Annotated in this window: 10 protein-coding genes; 5 read left to right on the forward strand and 5 right to left on the reverse strand. The window is 71.6% G+C overall.

Annotated elements, in window-relative coordinates:
• Positions 1-24: 24 nt before the first annotated feature.
• Both carB and carA read right to left on the reverse strand, forming a co-directional pair.
• Positions 25-3,342 carry a carbamoyl-phosphate synthase large subunit gene (gene carB / locus JI742_RS11505; RefSeq protein ID WP_201827006.1) on the reverse strand — a complete coding sequence of 1,106 codons (3,318 nt, stop codon included), beginning with the start codon at positions 3,340-3,342 and terminating at the stop codon, positions 25-27.
• 27 nt (positions 3,343-3,369) lie between these two features.
• Entirely contained in the window at positions 3,370-4,527 is a 1,158-nt protein-coding gene (gene carA / locus JI742_RS11510) for a glutamine-hydrolyzing carbamoyl-phosphate synthase small subunit (RefSeq protein ID WP_201827008.1), read from the reverse strand.
• A 342-nt stretch (positions 4,528-4,869) separates the two neighbouring features.
• Here carA and bfr point away from each other — a divergent pair, with 342 nt between their 5' ends.
• The 3 genes from bfr (at position 4,870) to JI742_RS11525 (ending at position 5,911) form a co-directional block, all read left to right on the forward strand.
• On the forward strand, positions 4,870-5,352 hold the full coding sequence (gene bfr, locus JI742_RS11515; protein WP_201827010.1) for a bacterioferritin: 483 nt from the start codon (positions 4,870-4,872) through the stop codon (positions 5,350-5,352).
• 119 nt (positions 5,353-5,471) lie between these two features.
• Positions 5,472-5,693: a (2Fe-2S)-binding protein gene (locus JI742_RS11520; protein ID WP_201827012.1), complete on the forward strand. Its 222-nt coding sequence runs from the start codon at positions 5,472-5,474 to the stop codon at positions 5,691-5,693.
• 2 nt (positions 5,694-5,695) lie between these two features.
• On the forward strand, positions 5,696-5,911 hold the full coding sequence (locus JI742_RS11525; protein WP_201827014.1) for a hemin uptake protein HemP: 216 nt from the start codon (positions 5,696-5,698) through the stop codon (positions 5,909-5,911).
• 41 nt (positions 5,912-5,952) lie between these two features.
• Here the strand turns inward: JI742_RS11525 and JI742_RS11530 are convergent, their stop codons facing one another.
• Positions 5,953-6,354: a GlcG/HbpS family heme-binding protein gene (locus tag JI742_RS11530; RefSeq protein ID WP_201827016.1), complete on the reverse strand. Its 402-nt coding sequence runs from the start codon at positions 6,352-6,354 to the stop codon at positions 5,953-5,955.
• Between the two features lie 145 nt (positions 6,355-6,499).
• Between JI742_RS11530 and JI742_RS11535 the strand changes: the two genes are divergently transcribed.
• The gene (locus JI742_RS11535; RefSeq protein WP_201827018.1) at positions 6,500-7,189 is read left to right on the forward strand and encodes a Bax inhibitor-1/YccA family protein; all 690 of its coding nucleotides are present in this window, start codon (positions 6,500-6,502) and stop codon (positions 7,187-7,189) included.
• A gap of 105 nt (positions 7,190-7,294) precedes the next feature.
• On the opposite strand, the gene JI742_RS11540 is transcribed toward JI742_RS11535, so the two are convergent.
• Both JI742_RS11540 and JI742_RS11545 read right to left on the reverse strand, forming a co-directional pair.
• Positions 7,295-8,422, reverse strand: coding sequence for a phospholipase (locus tag JI742_RS11540; protein ID WP_201827020.1), 1,128 nt, complete (start codon positions 8,420-8,422; stop codon positions 7,295-7,297).
• A 13-nt stretch (positions 8,423-8,435) separates the two neighbouring features.
• Positions 8,436-10,853, reverse strand: a complete 2,418-nt coding sequence (locus JI742_RS11545; RefSeq protein ID WP_201827022.1) for a Tex family protein — start codon at positions 10,851-10,853, stop codon at positions 8,436-8,438.
• A gap of 173 nt (positions 10,854-11,026) precedes the next feature.
• Between JI742_RS11545 and recC the strand changes: the two genes are divergently transcribed.
• Complete coding sequence (gene recC / locus JI742_RS11550; RefSeq protein WP_201827024.1) at positions 11,027-14,695, forward strand: exodeoxyribonuclease V subunit gamma; 3,669 nt, start codon at positions 11,027-11,029, stop codon at positions 14,693-14,695.
• The last annotated feature ends 69 nt before the right edge of the window (positions 14,696-14,764 follow it).

A 14,764-nucleotide genomic window follows, 5' to 3' on the forward strand; every position in this document is an offset into this window, starting at 1 on the left:
GGCGGCCCTCTGTGCAGGCGAAGTTTAGTGAAGTTCGGCGTGCAGCTCTTGCAGGGCAAACACGCTGATGCCGTCCTCGTGCTTCAGCGCCTCGGTGGCGGCCTCGCAACCGGCCATGGTGGTGTAGTAGGTCACGCGGTGGGCCAGGGCCGCGGTTCGGATGTAGCGGCTGTCGGCGATCGCGGTGCGGGTTTCGTCGACCGTGGTGAAGACGAGCTGGACCTCGCCGGCCTTGACCATGTCGGCGATGTGCGGCCGGCCGTCCTTGACCTTGTTGACCACCTTGACCGGCACGCCGGCCGCCGCGATGGCCGCCGCCGTGCCCTTGGTGGCCAGGATGCTGAAGCCGAGATCGTGCAGATCGGACGCGACCTTGACCGCACGGTCCTTGTCGCTGTTCTTCACCGAGATGACGACCGCGCCCTGCTCCGGCAGGCGCGACCCGGCGCCGAGCTGGCTCTTGAGCATGGCCTCGGCGAAGGTGCTGCCCGCGCCCATGACCTCGCCGGTCGAGCGCATCTCGGGGCCGAGCACCGGGTCCACCCCCGGGAACTTGTTGAAGGGGAAGACGGCTTCCTTGATGCTGAAGTAGGGCGGCACCACCTCGCGCGGCATGCGGCCATCGCTGCCGCGCTGGTCACCCAGGAGCTGGCCGGCCATGCAGCGCGCGGCGATCTTGGCCAGCGGCTGGCCGGTGGCCTTGCTGACGAAGGGCACGGTGCGCGAGGCGCGCGGGTTCACTTCCAGCACGTAGACGACGGCCTGCGAGGGATCGGCGCTGAAGTCGCCCTGGATGGCGAACTGCACATTCATCAGGCCCTTGACCTTCAGCGCGCGCGCCATCAGCGCGGTCTGGCGGCGCAGCTCGTCCTGCAACACGGCAGGCAGCGAATAGGGCGGCAGCGAACAGGCCGAGTCGCCGGAGTGCACCCCAGCCTGCTCGATGTGCTCCATGATCCCGCCGATCATCACGCCGTCCTCGCGGTCTGAACCATCGGCGATGCAGTCCACATCCACCTCGACGGCATCGTCGAGGAAGCGGTCCAGCAGCACGGGCGACTTCTCGCTCACGCGCACGGCCTCGCGCATGTAGCGCTCCAGATCCTTGTCGCCGTGCACGATCTCCATCGCGCGGCCGCCCAGCACATAGCTCGGGCGCACGACCAGCGGGTAGCCGATCTCCTGGGCCAGCTTGAGCGCAGCCTCCTCGGTGCGCGCGGTGCGGTTGGGCGGCTGCTTGAGGCCGAGGCTGTGCAGCAGTTGCTGGAAGCGCTCGCGGTCCTCGGCGATGTCGATGCTGTCGGGCGTGGTGCCGATGATGGGCACGCCATTGCGCTCCAGGTCCAGCGCCAGCTTCAGCGGGGTCTGGCCGCCGTACTGCACGATCACGCCGACCGGCTTTTCCTTGGCGACAATCTCAAGCACGTCTTCCAGCGTCACCGGCTCGAAGTAGAGGCGGTCGCTGGTGTCGTAGTCGGTCGAGACCGTCTCCGGGTTGCAGTTGACCATGATGGTTTCATAGCCGTCCTCGCGCATGGCGAGGGCGGCATGGACGCAGCAGTAGTCGAACTCGATGCCCTGGCCGATGCGGTTGGGGCCGCCGCCGAGCACCATGATCTTCTTCTTGTCCGAGGGCTGGGCCTCGCACTCGCCGTCCACGCCTTCGTAGCAGGAGTACATGTAGGCGGTGCCGGTCGCGAACTCGGCCGCGCAGGTGTCGACCCGCTTGTAGACCGGGCGCACGCCCAGGGCATGGCGCGCCGCGCGCACCGCATGCTGGTCGCTGCCGAGCAGCTTGGCCAGGCGGCGGTCGGAGAAGCCCTTCTGCTTCAGGAAGCGCAGCTCGGCGGCCGACAGGCTGGCCACGCTGCGGCCCTTGAGCTGGGCTTCGGTGCGGACCAGGTCCTCGATCTGCGCGAGGAACCAGGGGTCGATTGCGGTCTCTTCAAACACCTCCTCCAGCGACATGCCGATGCGGAAGGCATCGCCGACGAAGAGGATGCGCTCGGGGCCGGGCTCGCCGATCTCCTCGATGATCTCGTCGCGGTCCGCCTCGGTGCAGGACGTGCGTTCGCTCAGGCCGTCGATGCCGGTCTCCAGGCCGCGCAGCGCCTTCTGGAAGCTCTCCTGGAAGGTGCGACCCATGGCCATCACCTCGCCGACCGACTTCATCTGCGTGGTCAGGTGCGGGTCGGCGGCCGGGAATTTCTCGAAGGCGAAGCGCGGGATCTTGGTGACGACATAGTCGATCGAGGGCTCGAAGGACGCCGGCGTGGCGCCGCCGGTGATGTCGTTCTTCAGCTCGTCGAGCGTGTAGCCCACCGCCAGCTTGGCCGCGATCTTGGCGATCGGGAAGCCGGTGGCCTTGGAGGCCAGCGCCGAGGAGCGCGAGACCCGCGGGTTCATCTCGATGACGACCATGCGTCCGTCCTTCGGGTTGATCGAGAACTGCACGTTCGAGCCGCCGGTGTCGACGCCGATCTCACGCAGGATCGCGATCGAGGCATTGCGCAGGAGCTGGTATTCCTTGTCGGTCAGCGTCTGCGAAGGCGCGACGGTGATCGAGTCGCCGGTGTGGATGCCCATGGGATCGAGGTTCTCGATCGAGCAGACGATGATGCAGTTGTCCGCCTTGTCGCGGACCACTTCCATCTCGTATTCCTTCCAGCCGATCAGCGACTCCTCGATCAGCAGCTCCTTGGTCGGCGACAGGTCGAGGCCGCGCTTGCAGATGGTCTCGAACTCTTCCGGGTTGTAGGCGATGCCGCCGCCGGTGCCGCCCAAGGTGAAGCTCGGACGGATGACCATCGGGAAACCCGGGCCGCCGATGTCGGCCTGGATGCTCTTCTGCACCGCCCAGGCCTCTTCCATCGAATGCGCGATGCCCGACTTGGCCGAGCCCAGGCCGATCTTGGTCATCGCGTCCTTGAACTTCAGGCGGTCCTCGGCCTTCTCGATGGCATGCTCGTTCGCGCCGATCATCTCGACGCCGTACTTGGCCAGCACGCCATGGCGGTGCAGGTCCAGCGCGCAGTTCAGCGCGGTCTGGCCGCCCATGGTGGGCAGCACGGCCATGCGTTCGTCCGGATGGGCGGCGCGTTCCTTGGCGATGATCTTCTCGACCACCTGCCAGGTGATGGGCTCGATGTAGGTCGCATCCGCCATGCCCGGGTCGGTCATGATGGTGGCCGGGTTGCTGTTGACCAGCACGACGCGGTAGCCCTCCTCGCGCAGGGCCTTGCAGGCCTGGGCGCCGGAGTAGTCGAATTCGCAGGCCTGGCCGATGATGATCGGGCCGGCGCCGATGATGAGGATGCTCTGAAGGTCGCTGCGCTTGGGCATGGTTCTCTCTCGTCTCTTGCGCGCCGCTCAGCGGGCGGCGGCGGCCATCAGGGCGGTGAAGCGGTCGAACAGCGGGCCGATGTCGTGCGGGCCGGGGCTGGCTTCCGGATGGCCCTGAAAGCAGAAGGCCGGCTTGTCGGTGCGGGCCAGGCCCTGCAGGGTGCCGTCGAACAGGCTGATGTGGGTCGCGCGCAGGTTCGCCGGCAGCGTCTTCTCGTCGACCGCGAAGCCGTGGTTCTGGCTGGTGATCGCGACCCGGCCGGTGTCCAGATCCTTGACCGGATGGTTGGCACCGTGGTGGCCGAACTTCATCTTGAAGGTCTTGGCGCCCGAGGCCAGGGCCATGATCTGGTGGCCCAGGCAGATGCCGAAGGTGGGGATGCCGGATTCGATCAACTCCGCCGCCGAGGCGATGGCGTAATCGCAGGGCTGCGGGTCGCCGGGGCCGTTGCTGAGGAAGACGCCGTCGGGCTTCAGCGCCAGCACGTCCCGGGCCGGGGTCTGCGCCGGCACCACCGTCACCTTGCAGCCGCGGCTGGCCAGCATGCGCAGGATGTTGCGCTTGACGCCGAAGTCGTAGGCCACCACGTGGAAGCGCGGCGCGGTCTGGGCACCGTAGCCCTGGCCCAGCACCCACTCGGACTCGGTCCAGACGTAGGACTGCCCGGTGCTGACGACCTTGGCCAGGTCCTGGCCGGCCATGCTGGGGGCGGCCTGGGCGCGGGCGACGGCGTCGGCGCGGTCGGCCTCGCTCAGGACATGACCCACCGGGAAGCTCACGATGCAGCCGTTCTGCGCGCCGAGGCTGCGCAGGTGGCGGGTCAGGCGGCGCGTGTCGAGGCCGGCAATCGCCACCGTGCCTTCGTCGACCAGGTAATCGGAGAGGCTGCGCTGGGCGCGGAAGTTGGACATCCGGATCGGCAGATCCTTGATGACCAGGCCTGCGGCATGGACCTTCGGGGCTTCGACATCCTCGTCATTGACGCCGGTGTTGCCGATGTGCGGATACGTCAGGGTGACGATCTGCCGGCAGTAGCTCGGGTCGGTGAGGATCTCTTGGTAGCCGGTGAGCGAGGTGTTGAACACCACCTCACCGACCGTGTGACCGGCGGCGCCGATCGAGATGCCTGGAAAGACCGTGCCGTCTGCGAGTGCGAGGAGTGCGGGGGGCAGGACGGGCAGCACGGGAAGGACTCCGTTGGGGCGCGCCCGGCTCCGCGGCGCGTCCGCCCCGGAAAGGGCGGTGGCGCTGGCGGCGAGGAAACGGTGGTCGTTTCGCGTGGGCGGCAGGTTTGAATGCGGGTAAACCTGAGGAGTATAGCCGAGCCCCCCCTATTCGGGGCCCCCTCCAGCCCGGCCGCTGCCAAGTGGCGGGGGCCGCCGCCCCCTGCCCCGTTCGCGCCTGCGAACGGTTTTGCGAAGCATCCGCAGCCCGACCGCTGCGGTGGGGGCATGCCGCCTGCGGGTCTGGGGCCGCGCCTAGACTCAACGACCACCGGCTTTGCCGAATGCCCCGAGGAGCCCCCCATGCAAGGCGACCCCCAAGTCATCGCGCACCTGAACGCCCAGCTCAAGAACGAGCTGACCGCCATCAACCAGTACTTCCTGCATGCCCGCCTGATGCGGCACTGGGGCTACGACAAGCTGGCCAAGAAGGAGTACGAGGAGTCGATCGGCGAGATGAAGCATGCCGACAAGCTGACCGAGCGCATCCTCATGCTCGACGGCCTGCCCAACTTCCAGGACCTGGGGAAGCTGCTGATCGGCGAAGACCCGATCGAGGCGCTCAAGAGCGACCTCGCCATGGAAACCGCCGCCCAGGCCACCATCAAGGCCGGCATCGCCCACTGCGAGGCGGTGCGCGACTACGTGTCGCGCGAGCTGCTGCAGGGCATCCTGGACGACACCGAGGAGCACATCGACTTCCTCGAAACCCAGCTCGGTCTCGTCGACCAGGTGGGCCGCCAGAACTGGCTGCAATCCATGACCCGGCCGCCTTCGGAAGGGTGATCCCGCGTCGGCCCGGCGGCAGCGGCCCCGCCCTGCCGCGATCAGGGCCTTGCGGCATGTCTTGCAATGCGAATCGTTCGCATTTAAATTAGCGGCATCGACCCCTCCGATGCCGCGCCATGATCATTTGCCTCTGCCACCGGGTCTCCGACCGGGCCATCGCCCAGCATGCCGCCAGCGGGCAGGACTTCGACAGCCTGCAAATGGACACCGGCCTGGCCACCGGCTGCGGCCGCTGTGGCGACTGCGCCCGCGCCGTCTTCGAAACCCACTGCAAGTCGGCCGGCCAGGCCTGCCACCTTTGGGAAGCTGGCCAGTGGCCGGCGACCGCGGGGGCCTGAGCATGGACCACGCCCTGCCCCCGCCTGCCGCCTTTGAGCGCCCGCGCCCCCCGGCCACGCCGCGAACTGCGCAGCGCCCAGCCGCCGAGGACGATCAACCCGCGGCGCTGCAAAGCCAGCAACTCTTCCGCGGCCAAAGCGTCGTGCACATCCAGCACAACGGCGCGACCTACCTGCTGCGCGCCACCAAGCTCGGCAAGCTCATCCTCACCAAGTGAGGCCGCCGAGGCCCGCCTGGGCTCCGAAGGCCGGCGAGGCTTCAGAGCGCGGCGATGCCGGCCCGGGCGATCTGCGCATCCTCGGTGGACTTGACGCCGCTGACGCCCACCGCGCCGATGCACTGCCCGTCGACCAGGATGGGCACTCCACCCTCCAGCAGCCCGGCCAGGCCCGGCGCGCTCAGGAAGGACATGCGGCCGCCGTTGATCACGTCCTCATAAACCTTGCTCTCGCGGCGACCCAGGGCAGCGGTGTGTGCCTTGGCCGGCGCAATCTGCGCCGAGACGGCCGGCGCACCATCCAGGCGTTGCAGCCACAGCAGGTGGCCGCCCTCGTCGACGATGGCGATCGTCACGCCCCACTGGTTGGCCAGGGCCTCGGCCTCGGCGGCGGCGGCCACGCGCTTGACATCGGCCAGTTCGAGCACGGCTCGGGTTTTCATCCTGAGATCTCCTTGTGAGGCTGCAAGAGGCCGATGCAACGGCCTCGGGTTGGCTGGGCACTGCAGGCTTTGTGCCGGCAGAGGAACTAGACTGTCGGAGAACGGTCTATCGCCGCGTCAGTGAATCCCCTTTACGGAGACTTCCATGCTCAATCCTTCGATCCAGACCACCTACGCCGGCCGCTCCGCCCTCAGCCAGCAGCGCGTGCTCCGCAACACCTACTGGCTGCTCGCGCTGTCGCTGGTGCCCACCGTGCTGGGCGCCTGGGTCGGCGTGAACATGGGCTTCAGCTTCTTCGGTGGCAGCCCCTTCATCGGCTTCATCGCCTTCATGGCGATTGCCTTCGGCTTCTTCTTCCTGATCGAGAAGTTCAAGAACTCGGGCGTCGGCGTCGCGCTGCTGCTGGGCTTCACCTTCTTCATGGGCCTGATGCTGTCGCGGCTGATCGGCGCGGTGCTGGGCTTCAGCAACGGCGGCCAGTTGATCGCCTTTGCCTTCGGCGGCACGGCGGCGGTCTTCTTCGGCATGGCCACCCTGGCCACCACGATCAAGCGTGACCTGTCCAGCATGGGCAAGTGGCTGATGGTCGGCGTGATCGGTCTGCTGGTGGCCGGCGTGGCCAACATCTGGCTGCAAATGCCGGCGCTGTCCGCCACCATCTCGGCCCTGGCCGTGGTGATCTTCTCGGCTTTCATGCTCTACGACATCAAGCGCGTGGTCGACGGCGGCGAAACCAACTACGTCACCGCCACCCTGTCGATCTACCTGAACGTCTACAACGTGTTCCAGTCGCTGCTCAGCCTGCTGGGCATCTTCGGCGGCGAGCGCGAGTAAGGCGCGAACCCCCCGGGGCTCCGGCCCCGGGGGGCGCAGATCGCAAGGGGCCTTCGGGCCCCTTTTTTCATGGCCGCGTGCAGCCGCCCGCCTGACCGCTGTGCCTCAGAGCGGCTCCACCGCCAACGCCCGCCGGCCCTCGACCCAGTCGGCGAAGGCCTCGGCCAGGGCCTGGCTGGCGGCCAGCGCGCTGCGCCAGGCGCGGATGCGGGCCGGCAGATCGTCGGCCCAGCGCTGGAAGTCGCTGCGGTCGGGCAGCTTGCCGCCGGGCAGGCGGGCCACCCAGGCCGGATCGGGGCTCAGCAGCACCAGGCGGTCCAGCGCGGGCGTTGGCCGGTGGCGGCGCCGCCAGGGCTTATCGAACCAGCCCGGCACCAGCGTGGGCTGGAAGTGCGGATAGAGCACCAGCGGCGGTGCCTGCGGGCCCTCGGGTAGGGCCGCATAGGGCCAATGGAAGTGGTAATCGGCCAGGCCGCCGTCCCAGTGCGGGCCGGGCGGCGCGCCCGGCACATCCTGTTCCGCTTGCAGCCAGAAGGGGATGGCGCAGCTCGCACGCAAGGCCGCTTGCAGGTTGCGGCCATCCAGGGCGATGCGGCGGGTCGGCAGGCCGTCGTCGGCCAGCGGCAGGGGCAAGGGGTCGCGCGGGTCGCTGAACAGGCAGCGCGCGAGGCCCAAGCCCAGGCCGGGCCGGGCCAGGGCATTGCCGGCCCAGGCCGTGCCCAGACCGAGGACGGTGCGCAGGCGGCCGGGCCGGCCAGCCAGCAAGCCGCGCCCCTGGGCGGTCACCACATGCAGGCGGCGCTGGGGATGGGCGAGCAACGCCGCCTCTTGCGCGCCGCCGGGCGGGCCGAACTGGGCGCGGATCGTCTCGCTGAAGATCCGGCTGACATCCGCCGGCGCCGGCGCGCGGCCGGGCGCATGCGGATAGTCCTGGCCGATGTAGGCCTCGGCCATCGCGGCCAGGGCCGCGTCGGCATCGGGCGCGCAGGCGCAGGCCATGCGCCAGGCGCCGATGGACGCGCCGGTCAGATGCACGACATGCCCCGGCCGCCGGCTGCGCGCCAGCCAGTCGCCGAACAGAAAGCGGTCGAGCGGATTCAGCACCAGGCCCTTGGGCCCGCCCGCGGCGGCCGGGACCAGGGCCACGTCCTCCGGCCGCAGGCCGTGCGCGCGCAGATGGGCCGCCGCGACCGGGCCGGCCTGCACGCGCAGCGGGGCCAGGACGGCCGGCATCGAAGGCCCGCCCTCAGCGCTTGCCGGATTGCAGCTTGGCGAAGGCCGCGGCCATGGCATTGCCGCCCGCCGCCTCCGCCGGGCGACCGCCCCCGCCGGGCCGGCCGGCGCCGCGGCTACGCTCGTCGCGCGCCGCCGGGCGGTAGCGATTGTCCGCACCCTCGCCGCGTGCGGCGGGGGGCGCCGCGTCAAGCTTCATCGTCAGCGAGACCCGGCCGCGTGCCAGGTCCACCTCCAGCACCTTCACCTTGACGATGTCGCCGGTCTTGACCACCTCGCGCGCATCGTTGACGAACTTGTTCGAGAGCTGGCTCACATGCACCAGGCCGTCCTGGTGCACGCCCAGGTCGACGAAGGCGCCGAATTGCGCCACGTTGCTGACCGTGCCCTCCAGCGTCATGCCGGGCTGCAAGTCCTTCAAGTCCTCCACGCCCTGGGTGAGGCGGGCGACCTTGAAATCCGGCCGCGGGTCGCGACCCGGCTTCTCCAGCTCGGCCAGCACGTCCTTGACGGTGATGGCACCGAAGCGCGCGTCGGCCAGGGCCTCGGGCTTCAGGGCCTTGAGCACGTCGGCGCGGCCCATCAGCTCGGTGATCGGCCGCTGCGTGGCGGCCAGGATCTTCTCGACCAGGGGGTAGGTCTCCGGGTGCACGCCGCTCAGGTCAAGCGGCTGGTCGCCGTCGCGCACACGCAGGAAGCCGGCGGCCTGCTCGAAGGTCTTGGGGCCCAGGCCGCTCACATCCAGCAGTTGCTGGCGGTTGCGGAAAGCACCCTTCGCGTCGCGCCAGCGCACGATGGCCTGGGCCACCGCCGGGCTCAGGCCCGAGACCTTGGCCAGCAGCGGCGCGCTGGCGGTGTTCAGGTCCACGCCGACCTTGTTCACGCAGTCCTCGACCACCGCATCCAGGGTGCGGGCCAGCTCGCCCTGGTTCACGTCATGCTGGTACTGGCCGACGCCGATGCTCTTGGGCTCGATCTTCACCAGCTCGGCCAGCGGGTCCTGCAAGCGGCGGGCGATGGAGACGGCGCCGCGCAGGCTCACATCCAGGTCCGGCAGCTCCTTGCTGGCGAATTCGCTGGCGGAATAGACCGAGGCGCCGGCCTCGCTCACCACCACCTTCTGGATGGCGGGAGCGTCCGGGGCGAGCTTGGCCACCCGCGTCATCAAGTCGCCCGCCAGCTTGTCCGTCTCGCGGCTGGCCGTGCCGTTGCCGATGGCGATCAGGTTCACGCCATGCGTGGCCACCAGGCGGGCCAGGGTGTGGAGGGATCCCTCCCAGTCGCGGCGCGGCTCATGCGGGTAGACAGTGGCGGTGTCCAGCACCCGGCCGGTGTCGCTCACCACCGCCACCTTCACGCCGGTGCGGATGCCCGGGTCCAGGCCCATCACCACCCGCTTGCCGGCCGGGGCGGCCAGCAGCAGGTCGCGCAGGTTTTCGGCAAAGACCTTGATCGCCGTGGCCTCGGCCGCCTCGCGCAGGCGGCCGAAGAGGTCGCGCTCCAGGCTCAGGCTGAGCTTGACCTTCCAGGTCCAGGCCACCGTCTTGCGGATCAGGGCATCGCCCGGCCGCTCCTGCGCGCGCCAGCCCAGGTGCTGGGCGATGCGGCCCTCGGCCAGCGAGGGCGGCAGCTTGCTGCCGCTCAGGCCGGCAGCCAGGGCCTCGCGGTCGGTGGGCAGCATCAGCTTGGCGTCAAGCAGGCCCAGGGTGCGGCCGCGGAAGACGGCCAGCGCGCGGTGGCTGGGCACCCGCTGGATGGGCTCGTCGTAATCGAAGTAGTCGCGGAACTTGGCAACCTCCGGATCCTGCTCGTTCTTCTCGGCCACCCGGCTGCTGACCAGCAGGCCCTCGGCCCACAGCCATTCGCGCAGGCTGCCGACCAGCTCGGCATCCTCGGCCCAGCGCTCGCTCAGCAGGTCGCGCACGCCGTCCAGCACCGCATGCGCATCGGCAAAGCCGGCCTCGGCCAGCTTGGCAGCGCCGCCCTCGTAGGCGGCGACGAAGGCCTGCGCCTCGGCCAGCGGGTCCAGGCCCGGGTCGGCGAACAGGCGATCGGCCAGCGGCTCGATGCCCGCCTCGCGGGCGATCATGCCCTTGGTGCGGCGCCGGGGCTTGTAGGGCAGGTAGAGGTCTTCCAGCTCCTGCTTGGTGGCGGCGGCGGCGATCGCAGCGGCCAGCGCGGGCGTCAGCTTGCCCTGCTCGTCGATGGACTTCAGCACCGCGGCGCGGCGCTCCTCCAGCTCGCGCAGATAGGCCAGGCGGGCCTCCAGCTCGCGCAACTGGATGTCGTCCAGGCCCTCGGTGGCCTCCTTGCGGTAGCGGGCGATGAAGGGCACGGTCGCCCCGCCGTCCAGCAGCTCCACGGCTGCCCGCACTTGCGCCGGACGAACCTTCAGCTCGGCAGCGATCTGGTCGGTGATCTTCGAATCCACGGCTCAGGCCCCCGGGCCGGGGGGCGGTGTCTCACAGGGGGCGGGAGTGTGGCATGGGGGGCGGCGGGGCCCGGGCCGGCCGGCGGGAGGCGGGGCCGCGATCGCCGCCGGGCGACGCAAGCCAGCGCCCCAGGCTCACCCCATGCGCCCGCCGCCCGCCAGAATGCGTCGCCATGGCCGAGTTGCTGCCCCCTGCCCCCGTTCCGCCGGCCGAGCCCGGCGCAGCCGGGGCGATCGCGCCGGGTTTCCTGGTCGTGCAGGGCAACCATGCGGAATCGCTGCGGGCGCTGCTGGTGGCATGGCTGGCGCGGCAGCCGCTGGCGCCGCTGGAGACCGAATGGCTGCTGGTGCCCAGCAACGGCGTGGCCCAGTGGCTGAAGCTGGCGCTGGCGGCCGATCCGGCCGAAGGCGGCCTGGGTCTGGCCGCCGGGCTGGCCACCGAGCTGCCGGCGCGCTTCCTGTGGCAGGCCTACCGGGCGGTGCTGGGCGAATCGGCTGTGCCGGCCAGCTCGCCCTACGACCGCGAACTGCTGGCCCTGCGCCTCATGCGCCTGCTGCCCGGCCTGCTGGCGGCACCGGCCTTCGCGCCGCTGGCCGGCTTCCTGGCCCAGGATGCCGACGGCCGCAAGCGCCAGCAGCTGGCCGATCGCCTGGCCGATCTCTTCGACGGCTACCAGGTCTACCGGGCCGACTGGCTGGCCGACTGGGCCGAGGGCCGCGACCGGCTCGCCCGGCCCGGCGCCGAGCCCCTGCCCCTGCCGACCGAGCAAGCCTGGCAGCCCGCGCTGTGGCGCGCGCTGCGGGCCGATGTGCAGGCCCAGCTTGGCGAGGCCGCGGCCGAGGGCGGCCGGGCCAGCGTGCACCGCCGCTTCCTGGCCGCAGCCCAGGCGCCCGGCACGCCGCGGCCGGCGGGCCTGCCGCGGCGGGTGGCGGTGTTCGGCCTGTCCAGCCTGCCGCCGCAGACCCTGGAGGCCCTGGCCGCCCTGGGCCGCTGGGTGCAGGTGCTGATGCTGGTGCACAACCCCTGCGAGCATGAGTGGTCGCACCTCGTGGCCGCGCGCGACGCGCTGCGCCAGGCCAGCCGCCGCCGGCCGCGCCGCCCGGGCAGCGAGGGCCCGATCGCCGAGGACGCCCTGCACCTGCACGCCCAGCCCCTGCTGGCCGCCTGGGGCCAGCAGGGCCGCGACTTCCTGCGCCTGCTGGCCCAGCATGACGAGCCCGAGGCCTATGCCGGCCGCTTCGCCGCCATCGGCCAGCGCATCGACTGCTTCGACCCCAACCCGCAGGACAGCCTGCTGCGCCAGTTGCAGGACGACATCCGCGACCTGCGCCCACTGGCCGAGACCCGCGCCCGCTGGCCGGAAGTGGACCCGGCGCGCGACGGCTCGATCCGCTTCCACATCGCCCACGGCCCGCAGCGCGAGGTGGAGGCCCTGCACGACGCCCTGCTTGACGCCTTCGCCGCCGACCCCAGCTTGCAGCCGCGCGAGGTCATCGTGATGGTGCCCGAGGTGGCCGACTACGCCCCGCATGTGCAGGCCGTCTTCGGCCGCCATGCCCCGGGCGATCCGCGCCACCTGCCCTTCAGCCTGGCCGACCGCGGCCAGCGCCGCCACGACCCGCTGCTGGCCGTGCTGGAAGGCCTGCTGGCCCTGCCGACCCGGCGCCTGACGGTGGCCGAGGTGCTCGACAGCCTGGCCGTGCCGGCGCTGCGCGCGCGCTTCGGCCTGGACGAGGCCGAGCTGCCGCGCCTGCGCCGCTGGGCCGAGGCCGCCCGCATCCGCTGGGGCCTGCATGCCGGCCAGCGCGAGGCCCTGGGCCTGCCCGGCCTGGGCGGCCAGCACGGCTGGGATGCCGGCCTGCAGCGCATGCTGCTCGGCCATGCCGTGGGCGAGGGCCCGGCCTGGCAGGGGGTGGAGCCGCTGGGCGAGGTCGGCGGCCTGGAAGCCGCCAGCCTCGGTCCCCTGATCGCGCTGCTGGACACGCTGGAGCGCCATCGCCTGGCCCTGGCCGAGCCCGCCCCGCCCGCCGCCTGGGGCGAACGCCTGCGCGCCCTGCTGGACGATTGCTTCCAGGCCGATGACGAGGCCGACGGCTACACCCTGCTGCGCCTGGACGCCGCCCTGCAAGCCTGGCTGGACGCCTGCGCCGCCGCCGGCCTCGACGAGCCCCTGCCCCTGGCCAGCGTCGCCGAGCCCTGGCTGGCCGCGCTCGACCGGCCGGCGCTGAACCAGCCCTTCTTCGCCGGCGCCATCACCGTGGCCACGCTGATGCCGATGCGCGCCATCCCCTTCCGCGTGGTGGCCCTGCTGGGCATGCAGGACGGCGCCTACCCGCGCAGCCGCCCGCCGCTGGACTTCGACCTGATGGCTGCCGACCGCCGCCCCGGCGACCGCTCGCGCCGCGAGGACGACCGCTACCTCTTCCTCGAAGCCCTGCTCTCGGCCCGCGAGAAGCTGATCGTCTCCTGGGTCGGGCGCAGCGCGCAGGAGCCGCGCGAGCGCCCGGCCTCGGTGCTGGTGGCCGAGCTGCGCGAGCATCTAGCTGCCGGCTGGCGTCTGGCCGGCTCGCCCGAAGCGGCCGAGGACGATGCCGCCGCCCGCCGCGCCGCCGGCCAGGCTCTGCTGGCGGCGCTGACCGTCGAGCACCGCCTGCAGCCCTTCCACCCGGCCTATTTCGCCCTGCCCGAGGACGGCGGCGACCTGCGCCTGCGCAGCCACGAACCCGCCTGGCGTGCCGGCTGGCAGGGCCCGGTCGCGTCGGCCGGCGCGGGTGGCGCGGCCCTGGCGCCCCTGCCGCCCGAAGCCAGCCTGCGCCTGGCCGAGTTGCAGCGCATGTTGAAGAACCCGGCGGCCAGCTTCCTCAGCCGGCGCCTGAAGGTGGGGCTGTACGAGGCGGCGGAGGAAGCCGCCGAGCATGAGCCCTTCGATCTCTCCGGCCTCGATGTCTGGGCGCTGCGCGAGGCCTGGATCCCCGAGCTGCTCGATGCCCGTGCCCACGGCGGCCCTGCGCCCGCACTGCATCTGGAGGCCCTGCGCGCCCGCGCCGCGCGCCGGGGCGATCTGCCCGGCGGCGCCTTCGGCACCCTGGCCGGCGAGCGCGCCGCCCGGCCGCTGCTGGCGATGCTGGAAGCGCTCGACGAACTCGATGCCGACGCCCCCCAGCCCCTGCCCGACGAGGCGCTGGACCTGCCCTTGCCCGGCGGCGCCCAGGTGCTGGACCGGCTCGATGGCCTGCGCGCTTGGGCCGACGGCCGGCGCCTGCGCCAGGTCGTGCTGCCCACCGACCTGGTCAAGGACCGACATCTCCGGCTCGACAAGCTGCTCGGTCCCTGGCTGGTCCACCTGGCCGCGCATGCGGCGGGCCGGCCGATGGAAAGCCGCGTGCTCAGCCCCGTCGGCCACATCACCCTGCGCCCGCTGGAGGCGGCCGAAGCCCAGGCCGCCTGGCAGGCCCTGGGCGAGGCCTGGCAGCAGCATCTCTGCGCCCCGCTGCCGCTGGCGCCGCAGGCCGGCTTCGCCTGGCTGGAGGCGCTGCGCAAGGCCGGACTACCGGCCGACACGCCGGCCGCCGCCTTCCCCGAAGGCCGCGAGGCCGTGCGCCGAGTGGCCGAGGATCCCGTCTCCGGCGCCGGCGCGCAGCGGCGCCCGGGCGAGCGCCTGGGCAGCGAGGCCCTGGCCCGCTGCTTCCCGAGCTTCGAGGCCCTGTGGGCGGGCGGCGGCTTCGTCGATGCGGTGCAGCGCCTGCTCGCGCCGCTGGACGCCGCCGTGCTGCGCCCCGAGGGCAAGGGCCGCGGCCGCCGCGGCGCCGCCCCGGCCGGCGGCGAGGGCGAGGGTGCATGAGCCACCCCTTCAAACCGACCCGCAGCGGCGCGTGGCTGCCTGCGCCCCGGGCCGCCGGGCCGCGGAGGC

Origin of the sequence: Piscinibacter lacus (assembly GCF_016735685.1) — a bacterium.
In the GTDB taxonomy this organism is placed as follows: Bacteria; Pseudomonadota; Gammaproteobacteria; order Burkholderiales; family Burkholderiaceae_C; genus Aquariibacter; species Aquariibacter lacus.